We start from the raw sequence: 25,883 nt of genomic DNA, 5'->3' as shown, positions 1-25,883 counted from the left end.
ATTCAGTGCTGACCGCTTATGGCGCGGTTCTAGCAAATTCGGGGTAACGGTTCAGCGTGCGGCAGATCCAGTGTGCGCTTCACGCCGTAAAGCCCGGTCAGGCGCACCCCTCTGCGCTCAACCACTTCCCCAATGATGGCGGCATCTTTCCCTAATGGATGCGACCGCAGCCCGGCCAGGACAGATTCCGCCGCTGCGCGTTCAACGCCGATCACCAGCTTGCCTTCGTTCGCAAAGTTGAGGGGATCAAGCCCTAGCAGCTCGCACAGCCCGCGTACGGCGGGTTTGACAGGCAGACCACGCTCGGTCAGTTCAATCCCGCACCCGCAGCTTACGGCGAACTCGTGGACGACGGCATTCACGCCGCCACGGGTGGCGTCGCGCAGGGCTTTCACACCAGGAATGGCGCGCAGAGTCTGAATCAGCGGGGTAAGCACCGCACAGTCGCTACGCAGTTCGCCGTCCAGCCCTAACCCTTCGCGCAGATTAAGAATCGTCGCGCCATGGCATCCCAGCGTGCCGCTCACCAGCAGAACGTCGCCCACGCTAAGTTGCTGTGCGCCCCAGTGGATGTCGGCGGGGATCGCGCCCATCCCGGCGGTGTTGATAAACAGTTTGTCGGCGGCGCCGCGCTGAACCACTTTGGTATCGCCGGTGACGACAGCGATCCCCGCCTCGCGCGCCGTCTGTGCCATGCTGTTGACCACCGCCGTGAGCGTCTCCATCGGCAGCCCCTCTTCAAGGATAAACCCGCAGGAGAGGTAGCGTGGAATGGCGCCGCTGACGGCAACATCGTTGGCTGTGCCGCAGATGGCGAGCTTGCCGATATCACCGCCCGGGAAAAACAGCGGGTCAATGACGTAGCTGTCGGTGGAGAACGCCAGCCTGTCGCCCTGGGCAGTGAGTGTCGAGAGCGCGATGCGCGCCTGGTCTTCCTGCTCGGCGAGCCAGGGGTTGTTAAAAGCCTCCATAAACAGCCGGTTAATCAACTGCTGCATCGCCTGCCCACCGCTTCCGTGCGCCATTTCCACCGTGTTCATGCTTCACACTCCTGGTTGCGATATTGATACCACGCGGCGCATGCCCCTTCGGAGGAGACCATCAGCGCGCCAAACGCGGTTTGCGGGTTACAGTTGTTGCCAAATAACGGGCATTGATGAGGTTTACACTTACCGGTGAGCACGTCGCCACAGCGAGAACGGGGATCGTCGCACACCTGCTGCGGCTGCGGGCGGAAATGTGTTTCTGCATCAAACGCGCGATAGGCTGGCGTGAGGCGCACGCCGGATTCGGCAATCAGCCCCAGACCGCGCCACTCGCTGTCGCCTTCAACGCTAAACACGTCGGCAATGGCCTGCTGGGCCCGTTCATTTCCCGCATCGGGCACCACGCGGCGGTACTGGTTTTCGACCGCACTCAGGGCCGCTATTTTCTGCTCAACCAGCATGGTCACACCTTGCAGTAGATCAAGTGGCTCGAAACCAGCGACCACTAACGGACGATTGTACTGTTCAGAGATAAAACCGTAGGCGTCTGTGCCAATCACCATGCTGACGTGTCCCGGGGCCAGAAAGGCGTCGATACCGTTATCCGGCTCCTCCAGCAGGCTGCGCAGCGTGGGAATGAGCGTGATGTGCTGACAGAAAAAGAAAAAATTAGTGACGTTGCGGGCTTTGGCCTGCTGCAGCGTAATGGCCGTCGCGGGCATAGTGGTTTCAAAACCCAGCCCAAAAAAGACGACGTTGCGCTCAGGGTTATCCCTCGCCAGCGTCAGGGCATCCATTGGCGAGTAGACGATCCGCACGTCCGCACCGCGCGCTTTCGCCTGCAGCAGCGAGCCATTTTTCCCCGGCACGCGCATCGCATCGCCAAAGGTACAGAAAATGACGTCAGGCTGGCTGGCAATTTCAATACAGCTGTCGATGCGGCCCATTGGCAACACGCAGACCGGGCAGCCGGGGCCGTGGATAAACTCGATGTTATCTGGCAGTAGCTGGTCGAGGCCAAATTTGAAGATGGCGTGCGTGTGTCCGCCGCATACCTCCATGATCCGCAGCGGCCTTTCTTTCGTGTTGTTCAGCAGCGCCGCCCGTGTTTTCAGGTGCCCGATAAGCTGCAGTACCTGTTCTGGCGCGCGGTATTCATCAACGTAACGCATGTGCTACCGCTCCTCGCCGTACAGCAGGGCGCCCACGTCAGGCTCCACGTCAAACATGTTTTGCAGCGCATCCAGCGTGTCGCGGGCTTCCGCTTCGTTAATCACGCTCATTGCAAAGCCCACATGGACCAGCACCCACTGGCCGAGACGTGACGCGCCGGTTTCATCGGTACTGCCCACCAGCGTCAGATCCACATCGCGCAATATACCGCAGACCTCCACCCTGGCCTGGTTACCGTCGATTGCCTGAATTTGTCCGGGTACGCCTATGCACATCGTTCGCTCTCCAGCCAGTTAAGCCATGCGTCCATGCCGTCGCCGCGCGTGGCGGAGACCAGCACGATCGCAATCTCCGGATTCACTTCGCGGGCATACGCCAGGCATTTCTCCACGTCGAAATTCAGGTACGGCAGCAGGTCAACTTTGTTCAGCAACATCAGGGAGGCGGCGGCAAACATATGCGGGTACTTCAGCGGCTTGTCTTCCCCTTCGGTGACGGAGAGCACCGCGACTTTGTGGCGCTCGCCGAGGTCAAAGCTCGCCGGGCACACGAGGTTACCGACGTTTTCAATAAACAGGATGCCGCTCTCTTCAAACGGCAAACGCGGTGCGGCATCGGCAATCATCTGCGCATCCAGATGGCAGCCTTTGCCCGTGTTGACCTGAATCGCCGGGGTGCCGGTTTCACGAATGCGCGCGGCATCGTTTACCGTCTGCTGATCGCCCTCGATCACCGCGCAAGAGACGCGTTTGTTCAGGCGCTTGAGTGTTTCTGTTAACAGCGTGGTTTTGCCTGAACCCGGGCTGGAGACCAGGTTCAGCACCAGCTGTTTGCGGGCGGCAAAGCGCGCGCGATTGCGGGCCGCGAGCTGGTTATTTTTGTCCAGCACGTTGATCTCGACGTCCAGCATCTGCCGCTGGCTCATGCCCGGCGCATGAGTGCCCGCTTCGCCCTGGCCGTAGTGCAGGTCGCCCGCGTCAGAGCGTTGCGGCGCAAAGGTAATGCCGGTCAGAACTGCCGCAGGACGCGGGGCAGGGGAAAAGGGCGCGGAGCGAAACGCGGAGTGGGGGCGGTGTTCGTCCCCTTCTATATACAGGTTGCCTTCGGCGCAACCGCAGGTACTACACATACATTACTCCTTCTCGATTTCGAGGCGTTGGATCTGCATACCGTCATCCGCCACGATCCGCAGCCCGGTACGCTGGCACTGCGGACAGCGCTGAACCTTTGAGGAGAGCAGCGTGACGTACTGCTGACACTGCTCGCACCAGCACTCCGCCTGCTGCTCGTCGATATGCAGCTCGCAGCCTTCCGCCAGCGTGCCGCGGCATACCAGCTCAAAACAGAAGGTCAGGGCGCTGGTCTCGACGCAGGAAAATGCCCCGATCTTCAGCCAGACGCCGGTGACGCGTTTCGCGTGGTTTTGCACTGCCTGCTGTTCGATAAGTTCAAGCGCTCGCTGGCAGAGGGTGATTTCGTGCATGACGCCTCCTCAATGAATTGCCCCGGTAATGCAATAACAGTGCCAGCCTGTATTTTGTCAGGGCGTGACGATGTCAATGCTGTCGAAATGACACGTCGACACCGCCGCGTTGACAGCAGTTTTGAAATTAAAGATCAATAAAATCAGTTGATTAAAAACTGGCACGGAATCTGCTTAACAGCCGCTATCTCCATTAACCGGATACCTTTTATGACTATTTGGGAAATCAGCGAAAAAGCGGATTACATCGCGCAGCGCCACCAGCAGCTACAGGAGCAGTGGCACCTCTACTGCAACTCTCTGGTTCAGGGGATCACCCTGTCAAAAGCGCGTCTGCATCATGCGATGAGTTGTGCGGCGCAAGGCGATATGCGCTTTGTCCTCTTCGGCCACTTCACGGTCTTTGTCACCCTGGCAGACAGCTTTAACAGCCACACCATTGAGTACTACGTCGAGAACAAAGAGGGTGAAAAACAGTGTATTGCGCAAGCGCAACTGATGGCTGACGGCATGGTCGATGGCTACGTCAGCAACCGCGATCGCCAGCAGGTGCTTGAACACTATCTGGAGAAAATCGCGCCGGTTTACAACGGGCTTTATCACGCGGTTGAACACGACTTACCGGTCGACCTGAAACAGCTGATCGCCGGAAACCCTTCCGCAAACGTTGCCTGAGAACCGAGTGTCGAAAAGTGTCGAGAAGACAGCTTTTCGTCGTCAAAAATGACCATCACCTGAGGATTGCCCGGTGAACCGTTTTGTAATTGCTGACTCGACGGTCTGTATTGGCTGTCGAACCTGTGAGGCGGCGTGTTCGGAAACCCACCGCCTGCACGGGCTGCAGTCCATGCCGCGCCTTCGCGTCATGCGTAATGAAAAAGAGTCTGCTCCGCAGCTCTGCCACCACTGTGAAGATGCCCCCTGCGCGGGTGTTTGTCCGGTGAATGCCATCACCCGCGTTGATGGCGCGGTCCAGCTGAACGAAAGCCTGTGCGTCAGCTGCAAGCTGTGCGGCATTGCCTGCCCGTTCGGCGCCATTGAATTTTCCGGCAGCCGTCCGCTGCACATTCCGGCCAATGCCAACTCCCCGAAAGCGCCGCCCGCGCCACCGGCTCCGGCACGCGTAAGTACGCTACTGGACTGGGTTCCCGGCATCCGCGCCGTGGCGGTGAAGTGTGACCTGTGCAGCTTTGATGAACAGGGACCGGCCTGCGTGCGGACCTGTCCGACCAAGGCGCTCATTCTGGTTAACATCCGCGATATCGCCCGTACCAGCAAACGCAAGCGCGAGCTGACCATTAATACCGACGTCGGCGATCTTTCGCTTCTGCAGGCGCTTAACGAGGGGGCGAAATGAACGCGATAGACATGATTAACAGCGCCGTAGCGTACTTTGCGGCCGCCGCCGTGCTGGCGCTGCTCTTCTCTTTCCATAAAATCCTGAGCGGCTGGATAGCCGGTATCGGCGGGGCGCTCGGCAGCCTGATGACGCTCGCGGCAGGCGGTGTCGTTTTGCTGGGGGGGCAATCCACAGAGGCCGTGATGCCGCTGATTCGTCACAGCGTTGAGATTACGCCGCTGAATGCCATCTGGCTGGTGACGTTCGGTCTGTGCGGGCTGTTTGTCAGCCTGTTCAATATCGACTGGCACCGCAACCAGCACACCAGAGCTAATGGTCTGCTGGTAAACCTGCTCATGGCGACGGCGGTCTGCACCGTTATCGCCAGCAATCTTGGCGCGCTGGTGGTGATGGCCGAAATTATGGCCCTGTGCGGCGTGTTCCTGACGGGCTGTAGCGCCTCCGGCAAGCTGTGGTTTGCCCTCGGTCGCCTCGGCACGCTACTGCTGGCGCTGGCCTGCTGGCTGGTGTGGCAACGCTATGGCACGCTGGATTTCTCTGCGCTCAACGGCCATCCGCTGGGGAATGACGTCTGGCTCCTGGGCGTAGTGGGCTTTGGCCTCCTCGCCGGGATCATCCCGCTGCACGGCTGGGTGCCGCAGGCGCATGCCAATGCCTCCGCACCCGCCGCCGCGCTGTTCTCTGTGGTGGTGATGAAAGTGGGTTTGTTCGGGATTTTGGTACTCACGCTGACCAGCGGGCAACCGCCGCTGTGGTGGGGTGTCGTGCTGCTGCTGGCCGGGATGATCACCGCGTTCGTGGGTGGCCTGTACGCGCTGATGGAGCACAACATCCAGCGTTTGCTGGCGTACCACACGCTCGAAAATATCGGCATTATCCTGCTCGGTCTTGGCGCGGGCGTCACCGGTCTGGCGCTGAATCAGCCCGCCTTGATTGCCGCCGGGTTTATCGGTGGTCTGTATCACCTCGTCAACCACAGCCTGTTTAAAAGCACCCTGTTTCTCGGCGCGGGCAGCGTCTGGTTCCGAACCGGTCATCGGGATATCGAAAAGCTCGGCGGCATTGGCAAAAAGATGCCGGTGATTTCCCTGGCGATGCTGGTGGGGCTGATGGCGATGGCCGCGCTGCCGCCACTGAACGGTTTTGCCGGCGAGTGGGTGATCTACCAGTCTTTCTTCGCGCTCGGTCAGAGCGATGCGTTTATCGGCCGTTTGCTGGGCCCTATGTTGGCGGTCGGCCTGGCGATTACCGGGGCGCTGGCGGTGATGTGTATGGCGAAAGTCTACGGCGTTACCTTCCTTGGCGCACCGCGCACGCGTGAGGCTGAAAATGCCTGCTGTGCACCGGTATTGATGGCCACCAGCGTGGTTGCGCTGGCGCTGTGCTGCATTGCGGGTGGGGTTGCCGCGCCGTGGCTGCTGCCGCTGCTCGGAAACGCTATTCCGTTGCCGCTTGAGACGGCACAAACCACCGTTTCCCAACCGATGATAGCCCTGCTGCTGATTGCCTCTCCGCTACTGCCGTTCGTGCTGATGCTGTTCTTTAAACGCGATCGACTCGCCTCCCGTGCGCGCGGCGCAGCCTGGGCCTGCGGCTACAAACACGAGCAGTCAATGGTCATCACCGCCCACGGTTTCGCCATGCCGGTAAAAGAGAACTTCGCCGCCGTGCTGAAGCTGCGCCACTGGCTCAACCCGCAGGGTTGGGTTCCGGGCTGGCAGAGTGCTGCCGCGCCCGCACTGTTCCGCCGTCTGGCGCTGATTGAGCTGTCGGTGCTGGTGGTCATTGTGATTTCACGAGGAGCCTGACATGAGTCTGTTACTGGCAATTCTTCAGGCGCTGGTGCTGTTTGCCGTTGCGCCGCTGCTCTCGGGCATCACGCGCGTGGCGCGCGCCCGGATGCACAACCGTCGCGGGCCTGGCGTGCTCCAGGAGTACCGCGATCTCTTCAAGCTGCTCTCTCGCCAGAGCGTGGCGCCCGATGCCGCAGGCTGGGTCTTTCGCCTGACGCCGTTTGTGATGGTTGGCGTGATGCTCACCATCGCCACCGCGCTGCCCGTCGTCACGGTGGGCTCACCGCTGCCTGCGCTCGGCGATCTGATCACGCTTATCTACCTCTTCGCCATCGCCCGTTTCTTCTTTGCGATTGCGGGTCTGGACACCGGGAGTCCGTTTACCGGCCTCGGTGCCAGTCGCGAGGCGATGCTGGGTGTGCTGGTTGAGCCGATCCTGCTGCTGGGGCTGTGGGTCGCCGCGCAGGTCGCAGGCTCCACCCATATCAGCTTTATCACCCATACCGTTTATCACTGGCCGATAAGCCGCTCCATTCCGCTGGTGCTGGCACTCTGCGCCTGCGCGTTCGCCACGTTTATTGAGATGGGCAAACTGCCGTTCGATCTCGCGGAAGCCGAGCAGGAATTACAGGAGGGGCCACTCACCGAATACAGCGGCTACGGCTTTGCGGTACTGAAGTGGGGGATCAGCCTCAAGCAGCTGGTGGTGTTGCAGATGTTTGTCGGCGTCTTCTTCCCGTGGGGGCAGATGACGCACTTTTCCGCGGGCGGCCTGGTGCTGGCCTTCGTGGTTGCTGCGATCAAGCTGCTTATCGGCGTGCTGGTGATTGCGCTGTTCGAGAACAGCATGGCGCGTCTGCGTTTTGTGGCGACCTCGCGCATCACCTGGGCCGGTTTTGGCTTTGCATTTTTAGCGTTCGTCTCCTTGCTGGTGGCGTGATTAAAGAGAGTGTTTATGTCTGAAGAAAAGAAAGGTCAGCAGTATCTCGCCGCGTTGCACCAGGCTTTCCCCGGCGTGGTGCTGGAAGAGTCCTGGCAAACCAAAGACCAGATCACCGTCACCATAAAGGTGAACGACCTGCCGGAGGTGGTGGAGTTTCTTTACTACCAGCAGGGCGGCTGGCTGTCGGTGCTGTTCGGTAACGACGAGCGCCAGCTGTGCGGCAATTACGCCGTGTACTACGTGATGTCGATGGAGCAGGGCGAGAAGTGCTGGCTGACCGTGCGCGTTGAAGTCGATCCGAATAAGCCGGAATATCCGTCCGTTACGCCGCGGGTGCCTGCTGCCGTCTGGGGCGAACGCGAAGTGCGCGACATGTACGGCCTGGTGCCGGTCGGCCTGCCGGACGAGCGCCGTCTGGTGCTGCCGGACGACTGGCCGGATGAACTCTATCCGCTGCGTAAAGACAGCATGGACTACCGCCAGCGCCCGGCGCCGACCACCGACAGCGAAACCTACGAGTTCATCAACGAGCTGGGCAGCAAAAAGAACAACGTGGTGCCGATTGGTCCGCTGCACGTCACCTCCGACGAACCGGGCCACTTTCGTCTGTTCGTCGACGGCGAAAACATTATCGACGCCGACTACCGCCTGTTCTACGTCCATCGCGGCATGGAAAAGCTGGCGGAAACCCGCATGGGCTACAACGAAGTGACGTTCCTTTCTGACCGCGTGTGCGGCATCTGCGGCTTTGCCCACAGCACCGCTTACACCACGTCGGTAGAAAACGGTATGGGGATCGTGGTGCCGGAACGTGCGCAGATGATCCGCGCCATTCTGCTGGAGGTGGAACGTCTGCACTCGCACCTGCTAAACCTCGGCCTGGCCTGCCACTTCGTCGGTTTTGACTCCGGGTTTATGCAGTTCTTCCGCGTGCGTGAGGTGTCGATGAAGATGGCGGAGATCCTCACCGGGGCACGTAAAACCTACGGGCTGAACCTGATCGGCGGGATCCGCCGCGACCTGCTGAAAGATGACATGATCCAGACCCGTCAGCTGGCGCAGCAGATGCGCCGGGACGTGCAGGAGCTGGTGGATATGCTGCTCAGCACGCCAAACATCGAGCAGCGCACCGTAGGGATTGGCCGTCTTGATCCGGAAATTGCCCGCGACTTCAGCAACGTCGGCCCGATGGTGCGCGCCAGCGGCCACGCCCGCGACACCCGCGCCGATCACCCGTTCGTCGGCTACGGCCTGCTGCCCATGACCGTGCACAGCGAGCAGGGCTGCGACGTCATCTCACGTCTGAAAGTCCGCATTAACGAGGTGTTCACTGCCCTGAACATGATCGACTTCGGCCTCGATAACCTGCCGGGCGGTCCGCTGATGGTAGAGGGCTTCACCTACATCCCGAACCGCTTCGCGCTCGGCTTTGCAGAAGCGCCGCGCGGGGACGATATCCACTGGAGCATGACTGGCGACAACCAGAAGCTCTACCGCTGGCGCTGCCGTGCGGCGACCTACGCCAACTGGCCAACGCTGCGCTACATGCTGCGCGGCAATACGGTCTCCGATGCGCCGCTGATCATCGGTAGCCTCGACCCGTGCTACTCCTGCACCGACCGCATGACCGTGGTGGACGTGCGCAAGAAGAAAAGTCAGGTGGTGCCGTACAAAGAGCTTGAGCGCTACAGCATCGAGCGTAAGAACTCGCCGCTGAAATAAGGACTCGTCATGTTTACCTTTATCAAAAAAGTGATCAAAACCGGCACGCAGACCAGCCGTTATCCGCTGGAGCCGATGCCGGTCGATAAAAACTTTCGCGGCAAGCCGGAGCACAATCCGCAGCAGTGCATAGGCTGCGCGGCCTGCGTCAATGCCTGCCCGTCGAATGCCCTGACGGTGGAAACGGATCTCAAAACCGGCGAACTGGCCTGGCAGTTTAACCTCGGACGCTGCATTTTCTGCGGCCGCTGCGAGGAAGTTTGCCCGACGGTCGCCATTCGCCTGTCGCAGGAGTACGAGCTGGCAGTGTGGAAGAAAGCCGATTTCCTCCAGCAGTCGCGTTTCGCGCTGTGTCACTGCCGCGTCTGCAAGCGTCCGTTCGCCGTGCAAAAAGAGATCGACTACGCCATCGCGCTGCTGCAGCACAACGGTGACGTCCGGGCGGAACATCACCGTGAAAGTTTTGAAACCTGCCCGGAGTGTAAGCGTCAGAAATGCCTGCTGCCGTCCGACCGGATTGATATCACCCGCCATATGAGAGAGGCCAGCTGATGGAACACTTACTCGGCCCGCGCGACGACAATGGCATGCCGGTGCCAATGACGGTGGAGGAATCCATTGCCAGCATGAAGGCGTCGCTGCTGAAAAAAATCAAACGTTCGGCCTACGTCTACCGCGTGGACTGCGGCGGCTGTAACGGCTGCGAGATCGAGATCTTCGCTACGCTGTCGCCGCTGTTTGACGCTGAACGCTTCGGTATCAAAGTGGTGCCGTCTCCGCGCCATGCGGATATTCTGCTGTTTACCGGGGCGGTCACCCGTGCCATGCGCTCGCCCGCGCTGCGTGCCTGGCAGTCTGCGCCAGACCCGAAAATCTGCATCTCCTACGGTGCCTGCGGCAACAGCGGCGGCATCTTCCACGATCTCTACTGCGTCTGGGGCGGCACCGACAAAATCGTACCGGTGGATGTTTATATTCCGGGCTGCCCGCCGACGCCTGCCGCCACGCTGTACGGCTTTGCGATGGCGCTTGGCCTGCTGGAGCAGAAAATCCACGCCCGTGAACCGGGCGAGCTCGACAACCAGCCCGCGATGCTCCTCCATCCGGATATGGTGCAGCCGCTGCGGGTGAAGGTCGACCGTACGGCGCGCAGGCTGGCGGGCTACCGTTATGGTCGTCAGATTGCCGACGATTATCTGCGTTTGCTGAGCCAGGGCGAGCAGCAGGTTGCCCGCTGGCTGGAGGCGGAAAACGATCCGCGTCTGAATGAGATTGTGGCGAACCTGAACAGCATTGTGGACGAGGCGCGTATCCGATGAGTGAAACGGTGGTGTTCAGTCAACTGAGCCGTAAGTTTATTGATGAGAACGATGCCACGCCGGATGCGGCGCAGCAGGTGGTCTATTACAGCCTGGCGATTGGGCATCACCTCGGGGTGATTGACTGTCTGGAGGCCGCGCTGAGCTGCCCCTGGCCTGAGTATCTGGCGTGGATCGCCACGCTGGAGGAGGGCAGCACGGCGCGGCGTAAAATGGAAGGCGTGCCAAAGTACGGTGAGATCGTCATCGATGCCAACCACATTGCGATGCTCGCCAACGCCTTTGATGCGGCGCTGAGCAGGCAATCCGCCGAACAGCAGGCGTGGAGCAAAACGTTGCTCAGCATGCTGCATGATATTCATCAGGAGAGTGCCATCTACCTGATGGTGAGGAGATTACGTGACTGACGTTTTACTGTGTGTCGGCAACAGCATGATGGGCGACGACGGCGCGGGCCCGCTGCTGGCAGAGATGTGCGCCGCGAACCCGCAGGGCAACTGGGTGGTGATTGACGGCGGTAGCGCGCCAGAAAATGACGTGGTCGCCATCCGCGAGCTGCGCCCGGAGAGGCTGCTGATTGTCGATGCTACCGATATGGGGCTCAACCCCGGAGAGATCCGACTCATTGACCCGGACGACATTGCCGGGATGTTTATGATGACGACCCACAATATGCCGCTGAATTACCTCGTGGATCAGATCAAGGACGACGTGGGTGAGGTGCTGTTTCTGGGGATTCAGCCGGACATTGTTGGGTTTTATTACCCGATGACGCCGCCGGTAAAAGAGGCGGTGGAAGTGGTTTATTCACGGCTTGAAGGGTGGGTTGGGGACGGGGGGTTTTCTCCGCTCTGAGCAGTGCCGGGTGGCGGCTTCGCCTTACCCGGCCTGCCAAACCCGTTCCCTCTCCCTGTGGGAGAGAGCCGGGGTGAGGGCAACAGGCTACTCGAGATCGCCCCCGTTACTCGCAATCACCTTCTTATACCACCAGAACGATTTCTTGCGCTTCCGGTCCAGCGTGCCGTTCCCCGCATCGTCGCGGTCAACGTACACGAACCCGTAGCGTTTGCTCATTTCGCCGGTAGACGCTGAAACCAGGTCGATACAGCCCCAGCTGGTGTAGCCCATCAGCGGCACGCCGTCCTCAATCGCATCACCCATCGCGCGGATATGCTCGCGCAGATAGCTGATGCGGTAGTCGTCGTTAATCTCGCCGTTTTCATCAATGACATCTTTCGCACCCAGGCCGTTTTCCACCAGGAACAGCGGCTTTTGGTAGCGGTCGTACATCATGTTCATGGTAATGCGCAGGCCAAGCGGGTCAATGCCCCAGCCCCATTCGCTCACCTGAATGTGCGGGTTACGCAGGGACTTCACGATGTTTGCCGCGCTGGTGTTGCCCGCGTTCATATCCGCCGACGCGCAGCGCGAGGCGTAATAGCTGAACGAGACAAAATCGACGGTGTTTTTCAGCAGCTCGTCATCGCCGGGGTCTTTGACAATGACCACGCCTTTCTCACGGAACACGCGAGCGGAGTAGGCCGGATAGCGGCCGCGTGCCTGCACGTCGATAAAGAACAGGTTCTCGCGGTCTTTCTCCAGCGCCATCCACACGTCTTCCGGTTTGCAGGAGTACGGATAGAAGTTACCGCCCGCCAGCATACAGCCCACCTGATTTTCCGGGTTCACCTCGTGGGCGATTTTGGTTGCCAGCGCGCTCGCCACCAGCTCGTGGTGCGCGGCCTGATATTTTACCTGATCTTCGTTTTCACCTTCCTCAAACACCAGCCCGGCACCGGAGAACGGGCTGTGCAGCATGATGTTGATTTCGTTGAAAGTCAGCCAGTATTTCACCAGCCCGTTAAATTCCTCAAAGCAGGTGCGGGCGTAGCGGGCGAAGAAGTCGACCATCTTGCGGTTGCGCCAGGAGCCGTATTCCGTCACCAGGTGCATCGGCACGTCGAAGTGGCAGAGCGTCACCAGCGGCTCGATGTTGTACTTTTTGCACTCCTCAAATACCGCGCGGTAAAAGGCTATGCCCTCTTTGTTCGGCAGCGGTTCGTCGCCGTTCGGGTAGAGGCGGCTCCAGGCAATTGAGGTGCGGAATACCGTAAAGCCCATCTCCGCCATCAGGGCAATGTCTTCTTTATAGCGATGGTAAAAATCAATCGCCTCGTGGCTCGGGTAAAACTCGTCGTCACGCAGCGAAAAACGCTTTTCCTTGCCGAGTTTCACCGCCAGACGATTGGCGCCGTGGGGGATCATATCGACCGTCGTCAGTCCTTTGCCGCCTTCACGGTAAGCACCTTCACTCTGGTTAGCGGCAAGCGCGCCGCCCCATAAAAATCCTTGTGGAAAAACAGACATTCTTACCTCGCTTTCAATTTATGCTTTTGCTGCGTTGTTCTGTACCGGCGCGGTATGAAGAGCGCGCGCTTTTTCGGCCTCGTTTTCGACCGGGATATCCTCAAACCCTAACAGCAGGGTCAGAACAAACGACAGCACAACTGCCAGCGCCATCACGCCGAATACCCAGACGATGGTCATCGGGTTGGCCGGATCGAAGAATTGCACGCTGGTAAACAGCCCCGGTGCCGCCATGGAGTGGCTGGCAAGACCCGCAATGCCGGCCACCGCGCCGCAGATAAAGCCGCTGATCAGGCTCGCAATCAGCGGACGCTTGAGACGTACCGCCACACCGTACAGTGCCGGTTCAGAGATCCCCGCCATGATGGCAGAAGCCGCCGCAGCCAGCGCCGTCTGGCGCAGTTCCGGGTTTTTGGTTTTCCATGCCACCGCCAAAGATGAACCGCCGAGCGACAGGTTGGCGCCGATTTCTGACGGCATGACCATCCCTTCTTTACCCGTTTCGGCAATGGTCTGAATGATGGTTGGCGTAAAGACGCGGTGCATCCCCGTCATGACCAGCAGCGGCCAGAGTGCGCCCATGATGGCGACGGAGAGCCAGCCCAGATAGCCGTGAATGGTGTAAACCAGTGCGGAGATAGCGCTCCCGATCCAGATCCCGAGCGGCCCAATCAGCACGATGGCGAGCGGGGCGGCAATCAGGACGATCAGCATCGGCTTGAGGAAGTTTTTCGTCACCGCCGGGGTAATGCGATCGACCCAGCGTTCGATGTAAGACAGGCACCAGGTCATCACCAGCGCGGGGATAACGGTGTAGGTGTATTTCACCGCCGTCACCGGGATAAAGGCGAACTCAACATGCTCGCCCTGCGCGGCTTTCGCCATCAGCTCGATAAAGCTCGGGTGCACCAGCACGCCCGCAATGGCGATCGCCAGCGACATATTGGTTTTGAATTTCACTGCCGCCGAGGCGGCCACCATCAGCGGCAGGAAGAAGAATGCCCCGTCGCCAATCACCGTCAGAATGGTTAGCGTTGGCGCGCCCTTTGGCAGCACGCCGGTCATCTCAAGGATCATCGCCAGCAGCTTGACCATCGAACCGCCGATGATCGCGGGGATCAGCGGCGACATGGTGCCGATCAGCGCGTCGAGGATCCCGGCGCCAATGCGGCGTAACGTCAGCTTCTGCGGGCCTTCCGGCACCGCGGGCTGTAGGTCAACGGGCAGCAGGCTTACCACTTCGCGGTAGGCCTGAGAAACCGTGTTGCCAATGATCACCTGGCACTGGTTGTCGTTACGCACTACGCCAAGCACGCCGCTGATGCTTTTCAGGCGCGCGGCGTCGGTGAGGGTTTCGTCTTTCAGAACGAAACGCAGTCGCGTCATGCAGTGGGTGACGGCGACGATGTTCTCTTTGCCGCCCAGCGCGCTGATAACGTCGTTCGCCAGCGCAGCGTAATTTTTGGCCATCGGATGTGATCCTGTTATCGTTGTGTGAAATGTAGGAAACCGGTTCCACATAATCATCATGAGTTTCTTTGAGTGAAACAAGATCGCTTTTTAGTCATTTTTTCAATTCGTGATGATGATCACTGGTCGGTAGCGAAAGCGTGATTTCGCCGCTGCGACAATTTTTCTGCAGTGCAGTACACTGCGCTTCATCAGATTCAGATGGAATAACAACATGACCACGATGCTTGAAGTGGCGAAGCGGGCAGGCGTTTCGAAAGCGACGGTATCCCGCGTGCTGTCGGGAAATGGCTATGTCAGCCAGGAGACCAAAGACCGGGTTTTTCAGGCCATTGAAGAGAGCGGTTATCGCCCGAATTTACTGGCGCGAAACCTGGCGACCAAACGTACCCAGACCCTGGGGCTGGTGGTGACGAACACCCTTTATCACGGCGTCTACTTTAGCGAACTGCTGTTTCATGCCGCACGAATGACGGAAGAGAAAGGGCGGCAGCTGATCCTCGCGGACGGCAAGCACAGCGCGGATGAAGAGCGCGAGGCGATCCAGTATCTGCTCGATATGCGCTGCGACGCGGTGATCATCTACCCGCGCTTTTTGAACGTGGATGAACTGGATGCGATCGTCGAGAAGTGTGAGCAGCCGATTATGGTGCTCAACCGCCGCCTGCGGAAAAACAGCAGCCACAGCGTCTGGTCCGATCATAAAGCTTCCTGTCAGGACGCGGTGTCGCAGCTGATTGCAAAAGGGCACCGGGAGATTGCGTTTATCACCGGTTCGCTGGATTCCCCGACCGGCGTTGAGCGACTATCCGGTTACAAAGATGCGCTGACGCAGCACGGTATTGCCCTGCGCGACGAGCTTATCGCCGAAGGGAAGTGGAACCCGGCCAGCGGCGCGGCGGCGGTATCCGAACTGCTCGCACGCGGCGAACGCTTTACGGCGCTGGTGGCGAGCAATGACGACATGGCGATTGGCGCCATTAAACAGCTGCACGAGAGCGGCGTTGCCACGCCGGACGCGGTGTCAGTTATCGGCTTCGACGACGTGGCGATAGCGCCGTACATTGTGCCTTCGCTCTCCAGCGTGCGTATTCCGGTCACGGAGATGATCCAGGAAACCATCAGTCGTCTGATTTTCATGCTCGACGGCGGTGAATTCAAATATCAGCAAACGTTCTCCGGCGAGCTTATCCTGCGCGACTCCGTGACTGACGGCCCCCACTGCTGATGTCGACAGCTGTCATCGTCATAAGTGACGATGACAGCGCGGCTGTGATTTTTAAAGTCATTTAAAATCAATTGGTTAATAATTGGCACGGTTTATGAATAGCTCCGCGCATAACTGTAATGCTGGAGAAGCAGATGAACCGTTTTATTATGGCCGATGCCAGTAAGTGCATTGGTTGCCGTACCTGTGAAGTGGCGTGCGTAGTTTCCCATCAGGCGGAGCAGGATTGCGCATCACTTACCCCCGACACGTTTTTGCCACGCATCCACGTCATTAAAGGCGTGAATATTTCCACCGCCGCTATTTGTCGCCAGTGCGAAGACGCACCGTGCGCGAACGTCTGCCCGAACGGGGCGATTAAACGCGAGAAGGGCTTTGTGCATGTGATGCAGGAGCGCTGCATTGGCTGTAAAACCTGCGTGGTCGCCTGCCCGTATGGCGCGATGGAAGTGGTTGTCCGTCCGGTAGTACGTAACAGCGGTATGGGCCTGAGCGTGCGGGCGGAGAAAGCCGAGGCCAACAAATGCGACCTTTGCTACCACCGCGAAGCTGGCCCGGCCTGTATGGAAGCCTGCCCGACACACGCGCTGGTCTGCGTGGATCGCGACAAGCTCGAGCAGATGAGCGCAGAAAAACGCCGTCGCGCGGCGTTCGATACCTCGTCATCGCTGCTGTTTTAAGTCGCAATGCGCGTTAACGGCGTACAGCTTCGGGTGCGTGGCAAAGTGCAGGGCGTGGGGTTTCGTCCCTTTGTCTGGCAGCTGGCGCACCAGATGATGCTGACGGGCGACGTCTGTAACGACGGAGAGGGTGTCCTGGTGCGTCTCGCGGGTAATGGGGGGGACTTTACCGCGAGGCTGCGCCAGGACTGCCCACCGCTGGCGCGGATTGACGACGTAGACACGCAGCCCTTTAGCTGGTCCGCTCTGCCGACGGATTTTACCATCCGCCAGAGCGAGAGCGGAGCGATGGACACGCAAATCGTGCCGGATGCCGCGACCTGTCCGGCGTGCCTGGCGGAGATGCGCGATCCCCGCGAGCGCCGTTATCGTTACCCGTTTATCAACTGTACCCATTGCGGCCCGCGCTTCACCATCATCCGCGCCATGCCCTACGATCGCCCGGCCACGTCAATGGCCGAGTTCCCGCTGTGCGCACCGTGTGAAGCCGAGTATCGCAACCCGGCCGATCGGCGTTTTCACGCTCAGCCGGTGGCCTGCCCGGACTGCGGGCCAGCGCTGATGTGGCGAGCCGGGGACAGCGTCGCCACGCGCGAACCGGCATTACGCGCAGCAGTGGAGAAGCTAAAAAGCGGCGGTATTGTCGCCATCAAGGGGCTGGGAGGCTTTCACCTTGCCTGCGACGCGCTTAACCCGCAGGCGGTGGCGACGCTACGGGCACGCAAACAGCGCCCGACGAAGCCGCTGGCGGTGATGATCCCCGATGCGTCTGACCTGCCGGAGGCGATGCAGACCCTGCTACGCTCTCCTGCTGCGCCCATTGTGTTGACGCCCAAAGCCTCGCTTCCCGCACTGCCTGAGGCCATTGCGCCGGGGCTCGATTGTGTCGGCGTGATGCTGCCCGCGAATCCGATTCAGCATTTACTGATGATGGACTGCCAGCGCCCGCTGGTGATGACCTCCGGCAACCTCAGCGGCCGCCCGCCTGCGATGACGAATCAGGAAGCGCTGGATACGCTCGGCGAAATGGCTGACGGCTTCCTGCTGCACAACCGCGACATTCTGCAACGAATGGATGATTCGGTGGTGGATCGGGAGGGCGCGATGCTGCGTCGCGCGCGCGGTTTCGTGCCGGATGCCATCACGTTACCCGCCGGGTTTGGCGATATCCCTGCCATATTGTCTACCGGGGCAGAGATGAAAAATACCTTCTGCCTGGTGCGCGGAAATCAGGCTGTATTGAGCCCGCATTTTGGCGATCTCAGTGACGAGGGGGTCGACGCACAGTGGCGTTCGGCGCTGGCAATGATGCAACAGGTTTATGCCTTTAAGCCCGCGCGTGTCGTGTGCGATGCCCATCCGGCGTATCACGCCAGTCAGTGGGCGCTGGAGCAGGCGCTGCCCGTTGAAACCTTGCTGCATCATCATGCCCATGCGGCGGCGTGTCTGGCTGAAAATGGCTGGCCGCTCGGCGGTGGGGACGTTATCGCCCTGACGCTGGACGGGATCGGCATGGGCGAGAACGGCGCGCTGTGGGGCGGAGAGTGCCTGCGGGTGAACTATGTCGACTGCGAACATTTGGGTGGCCTGCCTGCCGTTGCGCTGCCGGGGGGCGATCTGGCAGCGAAGCAGCCGTGGCGCAATTTGCTCGCCCACTGCCTGGCCTTTGTGCCTGACTGGCAGCAGTTCCCGGAAACGCGGGCAGTTCAGGGCCAGAACTGGCCGCTACTGGCGACGGCGATCCAGCGTGGCATCAACGCGCCGCAGGCCTCGTCCTGTGGACGCCTGTTTGATGCGGTTGCCTGTGCGCTGGGCATCGATACGCAGTGCTACGAAGGCGAAGCGGCCTGCAGGCTGGAGGCGCTGGCGGCACGGTGCAACGGTGTGAAACACCCGGTTACGCTGTCGGTGGACGACCTTGCACTTTTCTGGCAACAGTGGCTTGCCTGGCAGGCGGAGCCCTGCGAGCGCGCGTGGGCGTTTCACGATGCGCTGGCAAGAGGGCTGTCGGAGCATGCCGCATCCCATGCCCGACGCTTATCGCTTTCAACAATCTGCCTCAGTGGCGGTGTGTTACATAACCGCCTGCTGCGCGCGCGCCTGCGGCATTATCTTTCTGACTTTACGCTTCTTTTTCCTTCGCGCCTGCCTGCAGGTGACGGAGCGATCTCCTTCGGGCAGGCGGTGGTCGCCGCTGCCCGGTCATGTTCACAAAGGATTTAAAATGTTACGACTGTTACGCAATGAACCTCGCGCCGCGCTTCTGCTGCTGGCACTGGTAATGGCAAACCTGCTGGCCTGGGGCTGGGCATGGCACACCTTCAGCGGCAGTACGGCGCTGATGGCGGCAAGCCTGCTGGCCTGGTGTTACGGGCTGCGTCATGCGGTGGATGCCGACCACATTGCTGCCATTGATACCGTGACGCGTAAGATGATGCAGCAGGGCAAACGCCCGTCCGGCGTGGGGGCGTGGTTCTCGCTGGGGCACTCCACCATCGTGGTGCTGGCTTCCATCGCTATCGCCGCCACCGCCACGGCGTTTCAGAAAAATATGGCATGGTTCCACGAGACCGGGAGCCTGATTGGCACCGCCGTTTCCGCCACCTTCCTGCTGGCGATGGCGCTGGTGAATATGGTGATTTTGCGCGGCGTATGGTGCAGTTTCCAGGGGCTGAAAAAGGGGCATGCGGCCCGCAGCGACGTGGAGCTTCCCGCCCAGGGTGGGGTGATGAGCTGGCTGTTTGGCAAAACCTTCCGCCTCGTCAATAAAAGCTGGCAGATGTACCTGGTGGGCTTCCTGTTTGGTCTCGGGTTTGATACCGCCACTGAAATTGGCGTGCTGGGGATTTCTGCCGCCAGCGCCTCCAGCGGGATGTCGGTGTGGTCAATCATGATCTTCCCGGCGCTCTTCGCCAGCGGTATGGCGCTGGTGGATACCCTCGACAATTTGCTGATGGTCGGTGCCTACGGCTGGGCGTTTAACAAACCGCAGCGCAAGCTCTACTACAACATGACCATTACCGGTACCTCCGTGGTGGTGGCGCTGTTCATTGGTGGGCTGGAAGCGCTGGGTCTGCTGATGGATAAATTTGCCCTTAGCGGCGGCGTCTGGGATGTGGTGGGCGCGGTGAACGATAACCTCGGCAACGCCGGATTTGTGGTGGTCGGGCTGTTTGTCGCCTGCTGGCTGATCTCCATGGCCAACTACCGCTGGCGCGGCTACGATGCGCTGGTGGTGCGCTCCTGAATTTTTGCCTCAACTCTCTTTTTGTTGTTTTGTAGGCCGGGTAAGCGCAGCGCCACCCGGCAATACGACGGTTAAGCAGGTAGCGATTTCAGCAGCGCGAACGCCTCCTTCATTCTCTCTTCGCTCACCACAAAGGCGCGCAGTTGGTCATCTGCGTCGATGCCGCGCGCCACCATCCCCTGTGATTCAATGGCGATTTGCCAGTTCAGATCCTGTCGCTGCGTTTCTCCCGCAAGGTGCAGCGGCAGGTCCGGCGTTTTCACCTTCACCAGCATCGGCGGAAGCTTTAGCGGCGCGCTGACGCCGATCAGGTTTTTCGCCAGGACCATGGCGCTCAACTGGATCGGTTGCAGAAACGGCAGCACCCGGCCATTAATTTCCGCGCAGTCGCCCAGGGCATAAATGTCCGGCTGTGAGGTTTGCAGGTAGCTGTCGACCTTTACGCCGCGGTCTGTTTCGGCGCCTGCGCGATGTGCCAGCGCGGTTTCCGGGCGCAGACCCGTCGCGGCAACCACCGCATCCACCTCAACGCTGCGGTTGCGGTCGAGCGCCCCACGAATGCCGCCTGCGGTTTTGCTCAGACTCTGTAACTGCGATTTGAGCAGCAGATGGACGCCCATGTCGGTCAGACGATGCTGTAAGCGGCTGCTTACTTCTGCGGGCATCAGCGCCGACAGAATGCTCGCCGCGTGGTCAACCAGGGTAACGGTTTTACCCGCGCGGCAGAAATCCATCGCCAGCTCGGTACCAATCAGCCCACCGCCGACGATCATTACGCGTTGCGCATCGCGAAGCCCCGTTTCGCTTGCCTGATACTCCTGTTGGCTGTTTAGGGTGATCATCAGCTCTCGCCCTTCAACGGGCGGCACAAAGGCAGAGGCCCCTGTGGCCATGACCAGCTTGTCGTACTGCCAGATTTTGTCTTTCGCCTTCACGACGTGCGCGGCGGCGTCGATATCGGTAACCCAGGTGTAGGGAAACAGGCGCAGGTTAAACTGTTCCGCGAACTCCCCCGCCGTCTGGCGGGTGAGGTCTTCGGCGCGCTGATTCTGGCTGATGACATGGCTTAAATCAGGCTTGTTGTACTCATCCATGCTGTCGGCGGCGATCACCGTCACCGGCACGTTAGCGTCCTGTTTGCGGATATTTTTCACCAGCTGGCGGGCGGCGAAGCCCGAACCGATGATGACGATTCCGTGATTCATTTTGCCTCCGTACCCAGTTCGTCAAAGACGTCTTTACCGAGGGAACATTCCGGGCAGAGGAAGGTATCTGGCACGTCGCACCACGGTGTGCCCGGGGCAACGTCCTGAAGGGGTTCGCCCCGTTCCGGGTCATATATCCACTGGCAAACGCTGCACTGCATGCGTGGGCCGCGGTTTGCAGCAGCGGCAGCTGCACAGGCACAGGCTTCCTGCTGTTCGGTAGGTTTTGCAGACGCCTCAGGAAGCGGTGCGAGCGCCCACTGACGGGCAATGTCGCGGCCATGCTGACGGCAAATTTCCAGCGCGTCGATATCCGGGCGCCATTTCGCTTTCAGACTCAGGGACATCTCAAAACCTGCATCCTGCAGACGGGTAGAGAGGCGATCTACCGCGCCGCCGCTCCAGCCGTGAGAGCCAAACGCGCTGGCGCGTTTGTTGCGAAAACGCAGGCCGGTCATCTCTTCCACCAGGCCAGCAATTTTCGGCATCATCACGTTGTTCATCGTGGAGGTGCCCACCAGCACGCCTTTTGAGCGGAAGACATTGGTGAGGATCTCATTTTTATCGCTGCGCGCCACGTTGAAGATTTTCACCGCCACGTTCGGATCCACTTCGTTGATGCCCTGGGCAATGGCGTCCGCCATCATGCGGGTGTTATTGGACATGGTGTCGTAGAAAATCGTGATGCGGTCTTCCTGATAATCCGCCGCCCATTTCAGGTACAGCTCGACGATCTGGGTGGGGTTTTCACGCCACACCACGCCGTGGGAGGTGGCAATCATGTCCACCGGCAGGTTAAAGCCGAGGATCTCGGTGATTTTTGGCGTCACCAGACGGCTGAACGGGGTCAGAATGTTGGCGTAGTAGCGCAGGCACTGCTCAAACAGTTCGGTCTGATCCACTTCATCATTGAACAGGCGTTCGTCACAGTAGTGCTGGCCAAAGGCGTCGTTGCTGAACAATACCGCGTCGCCGGTCATGTAGGTCATCATGCTGTCCGGCCAGTGTAGCATCGGGGTTTCAACGAAGATCAGCTGTTTGCCGTTGCCGATATCCAGCGAGTCGCCGGTTTTCACGGTGTGGAAATTCCACTCCGGATGGTGGTGATGACCGTTGATCGAGTCGATGGCGTTGGTGGTGCAGTAGATCGGTGTATTCGGAATGTACGACATCAGCTCGGTCAACGCACCGGCGTGATCCTCTTCCGCGTGGTTGATGATGATGTAGTCGATTGCGCCGAGATCGATTTCGCTGCGCAGGTTCTGCACGAACTCGCGGCTGAATTTGTGATCGACGGTATCGATCAGGACGTTTTTGCCTTCACGGATAAGATAGCTGTTGTAGCTGCTGCCGCGCAGCGTTTTGTATTCCGTCCCGTGGAAATCACGCACCTCCCAGTCACGTTGACCCACCCAATGAATGTTATTTTTAACCAGAATAGACATAGCAACCTCAACGTAATACAGCGTTTTTGAATAAGATGATTTGCCTATATCACATAGCGTGCCAACTTTTATTTTATTGATTTTAATGGATTATTTTTTCTATGCCTCGTGATGAGTAGTCATTATGACTATCCTGATGACGGTCAATATGACACTATTTATTGTCAAAATGACAGCGAGGCAGCCATGAGTTTTTCCGTAGATGTGCTGGCGAAGATCGCCATTGAACTGCAAACCGGTATCGGTCATCAGGACCGTTTTCAGCGGCTTATCTCCACGCTGCGTCACGTGCTGGCGTGCGATGCCTCGGCGCTGTTGCGCTACGAGGGGAGACAGTTTATTCCGCTGGCTATCGACGGGCTCGCGAAAGATGTTCTCGGGCGGCGGTTTACTCTTGAAGGGCATCCGCGGCTGGAAACCATTGCCCGTGCGGGTGACGTGGTACGTTTCCCGGCGGACAGCGACTTGCCGGATCCCTACGACGGTCTGATCCCGGGGCAGGAGAGCCTGAAGGTGCACGCCTGTATCGGTCTGCCGCTGTTTGCCGGACAACACCTGATTGGCGCATTAACCCTCGACGGCATGTCGCCGGACCAGTTCGACACCTTCAGTGATGAAGAGTTAAGGCTGATTGCCGCGCTGGCCTCCGGGGCGCTCAATAACGCGTTGCTGATAGAACAGCTGGAAAGCCAGAATATTCTTCCCGGCAGCCCGTCGGCGTTTGAGCCGGTGGCGCACACGGAGATGATCGGTCTGTCGCCGGGCATAGCGCAGCTTAAAAAAGAGATTGAGATTGTCGCCGCGTCCGACCTGAACGTGCTGATCTTCGGTGAAACCGGCACCGGTAAAGAGCTGGTGGCGAAGTCAATTCATGAAGTCTCACCACGCGCGGCCAACCCGCTCGTATACCTTAACTGTGCCGCATTGCCGGAGAGCGTGGCGGAAAGCGAGCTGTTTGGTCACGTCAAAGGGGCATTTACCGGGGCCATCAGCAACCGCAGCGGTAAGTTTGAGATGGCCGATAACGGGACGCTGTTTCTCGATGAGATTGGAGAGCTTTCGCTCTCGCTCCAGGCCAAACTGCTGCGCGTATTGCAGTACGGTGACATCCAGCGGGTGGGGGATGACCGCAGCTTACGGGTGGACGTGCGCGTGCTGGCGGCGACCAACCGCGATCTACGAGAAGCGGTGCTGGCCGGGCATTTCCGCGCGGATCTTTTCCACCGTCTGAGCGTGTTCCCGCTTACCGTGCCGCCGCTGCGCGAGCGCGGAGAAGATGTGGTTCTGCTGGCGGGCTATTTCTGCGAGCAATGCCGTCTCAGAATGGGGCTTTCCCGCGTGGTACTCAGCCCGGGGGCAAGGGCGCATCTGTTGAGCTACGGCTGGCCGGGCAACGTGCGGGAGCTGGAGCATGCGATTCACCGTGCGGTGGTGCTGGCGCGGGCGGCGCGTGCGGGTGATGAGGTTGTGATCCACGCGCGTCATTTTGCGTTGCACGATGACGCCGTGCAGGCGGTGGCTCAGCGTGTGCCGGAGAATGCAAATGAAAACCTGCGCGAGGCGACGGAAGCGTTCCAGCGTCAGATGATTACCCGCGCGCTGGAGCAGAACAACCGCAGCTGGGCGGCGTGCGCGCGGGCGCTGGAGATGGACGTCGCCAACCTGCACCGGCTGGCGAAGCGTCTTGGGCTGAAGGGTTAAATAATCCCCGCCTGGTAGAAATCCTGCAGGTTGATGGCACCGCAGAGCTTGCCGGCGTCATCCACCACCGGTGCGGCGGTGATTTTGCGCTTCATCAGCACCTCTTTGGCCTCAATGGCGCGGCTGTCGGCATTCAGCGTCAGCCCGCCTTTGGTCATCGCGTCAGACACTTTCGTTTCCAGTTTGCCACCCCCCACCAGCCAGCGCCGCAGGTCGCCGTCAGTGAATACGCCCTGGACGCTACCGTTGTCGTCACACACCGCGACCAGCCCCAGCCCGGTGCGGCTCAGTTCCAGCATCGCGTCCATCACGCTGGTATCGAGCTTGACCTGGGGAATGGCATCGTCAGTGCGCATCAGATGATGAACCTTATTGAGCAGCCGCGCGCCGAGCGCGCCCGCCGGATGCGAACGGGCAAAATCTTCTTCGTTAAATCCGCGCGCCTGCATCACCGCCATCGCCAGCGCGTCACCCATCATGAGGGTGTTGACGGTGCTGGAGGTCGGGGCAAGGTGCATCGGGCAGGCTTCACGCTCAACGGAAATATCCAGCGTCGCTTTGGCGGCCAGCGCCAGCGGCGAGCGGGATTTGCCGGTCATCGCCAGCAGAGCGACCGATTTTTCCTGCAGACGCGGAATAATAAGATCCAGCTCTTTGGCCGAACCGGAGTAGGAGATAAACAGCATCACATCGCGGCTTTCAATCATCCCCAGATCGCCATGCAGCGCCTCGGCGGGATGCACGAAGAAGGCCGGGGTGCCGGTGCTCGCCAGCGTCGCGGCAATTTTTTTGCCGATATGGCCGGATTTACCGATGCCCGCCACGATCACTTTGCCTTCGCAGTGGATAATCGTGTTGGCGGCGCGGACAAAATCCTCGCCCAGACGTTCTGGCAGGCGGCTGGCTTCCTGCAGCTCCAGCATCAGCGTCTGGCGGCCCGTTTCTAACAGAAAATCACTCATCTCTCTCTCCGGTTACGATCACGTCGATACCTTTCTCTTCCAGCGCCTTTTTGAACGCCGGATCAATCCCCGCGTCGGTAATCAGCTTATCAACGCTTTCAAGGCTACAGACAATGTTGGGGCTTTTGCGGCCAAACTTCGACGAGTCTGCCATCAAAATCACTTCCCGTGCGGCGTTGCACATCGCTTTACTGACGCTGAATACCTCATTGAAGGTCGTGACGCCTGCGTTCAGATCGATGCCGTCGGTGCCCATAAACAGCTTATCGAAGCTGAAGTGGTCGAAAGCGTTCTCGGCCAGCTGACCGTGAAACGACGCCGATTTTTTGCGAAAGGTGCCGCCGGGCATCAGGATAGTCTGCTCGCTGTCAAATTCCGACAGGGCGTTGACGATATGCAGGCTGTTGGTCATCACCGTGATGTTGTTAAAGCGGCTGAGCAGGGGGATCATTTGCAGGACGGTGCTGCCTGCGTCGAGGATGATGGAATCACCATCGTGAATAAATTTAACGGCGGCCTCGGCAATAAGCGCTTTCTGGTGGGTATTGATCAGCGTTTTGTGATCGATAGGCGGGTCAGCTTCGTCCTTATTCAGCATCACCCCGCCGTAAGTTCGGATGACGGCGCCAGAGTTTTCGAGCAATACCAGGTCCTTGCGTATTGTCGTGCCGGTGGTGTCAAAGTAGTGGGCCAGATCCTCCACCGAGCATTTCCCCTGTTTTTGCAGATACTCGAGAATGGCCGCCTGCCGCTGACGTGGTTTCATAGGCGCTTCGTTCCTTAGGTTGCGAAATGATAA

General features: G+C 59.6%; 25 protein-coding genes. 14 read left to right on the top strand and 11 right to left on the bottom strand.

The window, feature by feature from the left end:
- Positions 1-29: 29 nt before the first annotated feature.
- The 5 genes from hypE to hypA are packed head-to-tail and all read right to left on the bottom strand — an operon-like array spanning position 30 to position 3,642.
- Positions 30-1,040, bottom strand: a complete 1,011-nt coding sequence (hypE, locus tag ACOTYN_RS03340; RefSeq protein ID WP_045134142.1) for a hydrogenase expression/formation protein HypE — start codon at positions 1,038-1,040, stop codon at positions 30-32.
- Positions 1,037-2,158 carry a hydrogenase formation protein HypD gene (hypD, locus tag ACOTYN_RS03335; protein WP_332956473.1) on the bottom strand — a complete coding sequence of 374 codons (1,122 nt, stop codon included), beginning with the start codon at positions 2,156-2,158 and terminating at the stop codon, positions 1,037-1,039. Before hypD ends, hypE begins: the two co-directional genes overlap by 4 nt.
- 3 nt (positions 2,159-2,161) lie before the next feature.
- The gene (locus tag ACOTYN_RS03330; RefSeq protein WP_014885010.1) at positions 2,162-2,434 is read right to left on the bottom strand and encodes a HypC/HybG/HupF family hydrogenase formation chaperone; all 273 of its coding nucleotides are present in this window, start codon (positions 2,432-2,434) and stop codon (positions 2,162-2,164) included.
- The gene (gene hypB, locus ACOTYN_RS03325) at positions 2,425-3,288 is read right to left on the bottom strand and encodes a hydrogenase nickel incorporation protein HypB (protein ID WP_332956475.1); all 864 of its coding nucleotides are present in this window, start codon (positions 3,286-3,288) and stop codon (positions 2,425-2,427) included. The genes ACOTYN_RS03330 and hypB overlap by 10 nt, the downstream gene beginning before the upstream one ends.
- Before the next feature lie 3 nt (positions 3,289-3,291).
- Positions 3,292-3,642 carry a hydrogenase maturation nickel metallochaperone HypA gene (gene hypA, locus ACOTYN_RS03320; RefSeq protein ID WP_032635694.1) on the bottom strand — a complete coding sequence of 117 codons (351 nt, stop codon included), beginning with the start codon at positions 3,640-3,642 and terminating at the stop codon, positions 3,292-3,294.
- A gap of 210 nt (positions 3,643-3,852) precedes the next feature.
- Here hypA and hycA point away from each other — a divergent pair, with 210 nt between their 5' ends.
- From hycA to hycI, 9 genes are all read left to right on the top strand, one after another.
- Positions 3,853-4,317 carry a formate hydrogenlyase regulator HycA gene (gene hycA, locus ACOTYN_RS03315; RefSeq protein ID WP_014885007.1) on the top strand — a complete coding sequence of 155 codons (465 nt, stop codon included), beginning with the start codon at positions 3,853-3,855 and terminating at the stop codon, positions 4,315-4,317.
- 73 nt (positions 4,318-4,390) lie between these two features.
- Positions 4,391-4,999, top strand: a complete 609-nt coding sequence (locus ACOTYN_RS03310; RefSeq protein WP_023331169.1) for a 4Fe-4S dicluster domain-containing protein — start codon at positions 4,391-4,393, stop codon at positions 4,997-4,999.
- Complete coding sequence (gene hycC, locus ACOTYN_RS03305) at positions 4,996-6,810, top strand: formate hydrogenlyase subunit 3 (protein WP_332956477.1); 1,815 nt, start codon at positions 4,996-4,998, stop codon at positions 6,808-6,810. The genes ACOTYN_RS03310 and hycC overlap by 4 nt, the downstream gene beginning before the upstream one ends.
- Position 6,811: 1 nt before the next feature.
- Positions 6,812-7,735, top strand: a complete 924-nt coding sequence (locus tag ACOTYN_RS03300) for a respiratory chain complex I subunit 1 family protein (RefSeq protein ID WP_180262244.1) — start codon at positions 6,812-6,814, stop codon at positions 7,733-7,735.
- A 15-nt stretch (positions 7,736-7,750) separates the two neighbouring features.
- The gene (gene hycE, locus ACOTYN_RS03295; protein WP_332956479.1) at positions 7,751-9,460 is read left to right on the top strand and encodes a formate hydrogenlyase subunit HycE; all 1,710 of its coding nucleotides are present in this window, start codon (positions 7,751-7,753) and stop codon (positions 9,458-9,460) included.
- A 9-nt stretch (positions 9,461-9,469) separates the two neighbouring features.
- Entirely contained in the window at positions 9,470-10,012 is a 543-nt protein-coding gene (locus tag ACOTYN_RS03290) for a formate hydrogenlyase complex iron-sulfur subunit (RefSeq protein ID WP_014885002.1), read from the top strand.
- The gene (locus ACOTYN_RS03285; protein WP_014885001.1) at positions 10,012-10,779 is read left to right on the top strand and encodes an NADH-quinone oxidoreductase subunit B family protein; all 768 of its coding nucleotides are present in this window, start codon (positions 10,012-10,014) and stop codon (positions 10,777-10,779) included. The genes ACOTYN_RS03290 and ACOTYN_RS03285 overlap by 1 nt, the downstream gene beginning before the upstream one ends.
- Entirely contained in the window at positions 10,776-11,186 is a 411-nt protein-coding gene (locus tag ACOTYN_RS03280; protein WP_032635702.1) for a formate hydrogenlyase maturation HycH family protein, read from the top strand. The genes ACOTYN_RS03285 and ACOTYN_RS03280 overlap by 4 nt, the downstream gene beginning before the upstream one ends.
- Entirely contained in the window at positions 11,179-11,634 is a 456-nt protein-coding gene (gene hycI, locus ACOTYN_RS03275) for a hydrogenase maturation peptidase HycI (RefSeq protein ID WP_014884999.1), read from the top strand. The genes ACOTYN_RS03280 and hycI overlap by 8 nt, the downstream gene beginning before the upstream one ends.
- An 87-nt stretch (positions 11,635-11,721) precedes the next feature.
- On the opposite strand, the gene ACOTYN_RS03270 is transcribed toward hycI, so the two are convergent.
- Together ACOTYN_RS03270 and ascF are read right to left on the bottom strand one after the other, a co-directional pair.
- Positions 11,722-13,146 (bottom strand): 6-phospho-beta-glucosidase, encoded by a 1,425-nt coding sequence (locus tag ACOTYN_RS03270; protein ID WP_332956483.1) that lies wholly within the window; start codon positions 13,144-13,146, stop codon positions 11,722-11,724.
- Between the two features lie 18 nt (positions 13,147-13,164).
- The gene (gene ascF, locus ACOTYN_RS03265; protein WP_241819928.1) at positions 13,165-14,616 is read right to left on the bottom strand and encodes a PTS cellobiose/arbutin/salicin transporter subunit IIBC; all 1,452 of its coding nucleotides are present in this window, start codon (positions 14,614-14,616) and stop codon (positions 13,165-13,167) included.
- 214 nt (positions 14,617-14,830) lie between these two features.
- Here ascF and ACOTYN_RS03260 point away from each other — a divergent pair, with 214 nt between their 5' ends.
- The 4 genes from ACOTYN_RS03260 to ACOTYN_RS03245 all read left to right on the top strand — a co-directional run bounded on the left by ACOTYN_RS03260 (position 14,831) and on the right by ACOTYN_RS03245 (position 19,771).
- Positions 14,831-15,844: a LacI family DNA-binding transcriptional regulator gene (locus ACOTYN_RS03260; protein ID WP_023337691.1), complete on the top strand. Its 1,014-nt coding sequence runs from the start codon at positions 14,831-14,833 to the stop codon at positions 15,842-15,844.
- A 134-nt stretch (positions 15,845-15,978) separates the two neighbouring features.
- Complete coding sequence (gene hydN, locus ACOTYN_RS03255) at positions 15,979-16,524, top strand: electron transport protein HydN (RefSeq protein ID WP_008499565.1); 546 nt, start codon at positions 15,979-15,981, stop codon at positions 16,522-16,524.
- Positions 16,525-16,530: 6 nt separating this feature from the next.
- Positions 16,531-18,747 (top strand): carbamoyltransferase HypF, encoded by a 2,217-nt coding sequence (gene hypF, locus ACOTYN_RS03250; protein ID WP_332956488.1) that lies wholly within the window; start codon positions 16,531-16,533, stop codon positions 18,745-18,747.
- 1 nt (position 18,748) lies between these two features.
- Positions 18,749-19,771 carry a HoxN/HupN/NixA family nickel/cobalt transporter gene (locus ACOTYN_RS03245; RefSeq protein WP_241819930.1) on the top strand — a complete coding sequence of 341 codons (1,023 nt, stop codon included), beginning with the start codon at positions 18,749-18,751 and terminating at the stop codon, positions 19,769-19,771.
- A gap of 71 nt (positions 19,772-19,842) precedes the next feature.
- Here the strand turns inward: ACOTYN_RS03245 and norW are convergent, their stop codons facing one another.
- Positions 19,843-20,976, bottom strand: a complete 1,134-nt coding sequence (gene norW, locus ACOTYN_RS03240; protein ID WP_241819931.1) for an NADH:flavorubredoxin reductase NorW — start codon at positions 20,974-20,976, stop codon at positions 19,843-19,845.
- Positions 20,973-22,421, bottom strand: a complete 1,449-nt coding sequence (gene norV / locus ACOTYN_RS03235; RefSeq protein ID WP_241819932.1) for an anaerobic nitric oxide reductase flavorubredoxin — start codon at positions 22,419-22,421, stop codon at positions 20,973-20,975. The genes norW and norV overlap by 4 nt, the downstream gene beginning before the upstream one ends.
- Before the next feature lie 186 nt (positions 22,422-22,607).
- On the opposite strand from norV, the gene norR reads away from it, so the two are divergent.
- The gene (gene norR / locus ACOTYN_RS03230) at positions 22,608-24,122 is read left to right on the top strand and encodes a nitric oxide reductase transcriptional regulator NorR (RefSeq protein ID WP_332956493.1); all 1,515 of its coding nucleotides are present in this window, start codon (positions 22,608-22,610) and stop codon (positions 24,120-24,122) included.
- Here norR and gutQ read toward each other — a convergent pair.
- Both gutQ and srlR read right to left on the bottom strand, forming a co-directional pair.
- Entirely contained in the window at positions 24,119-25,084 is a 966-nt protein-coding gene (gutQ, locus tag ACOTYN_RS03225) for an arabinose-5-phosphate isomerase GutQ (protein WP_014884991.1), read from the bottom strand. The genes norR and gutQ overlap by 4 nt on opposite strands.
- Complete coding sequence (gene srlR, locus ACOTYN_RS03220) at positions 25,077-25,850, bottom strand: glucitol operon DNA-binding transcriptional repressor SrlR (RefSeq protein ID WP_014884990.1); 774 nt, start codon at positions 25,848-25,850, stop codon at positions 25,077-25,079. Before srlR ends, gutQ begins: the two co-directional genes overlap by 8 nt.
- Positions 25,851-25,883: the final 33 nt, after the last annotated feature.

Origin of the sequence: Enterobacter cloacae complex sp. IR5458, from assembly GCF_049238025.1 — a bacterium.
Taxonomy (GTDB): Bacteria; Pseudomonadota; Gammaproteobacteria; order Enterobacterales; family Enterobacteriaceae; genus Enterobacter; species Enterobacter kobei.
Note: the sequence above shows the minus strand (reverse complement) of the source record. Positions and strands in the feature narration are given on the sequence as shown.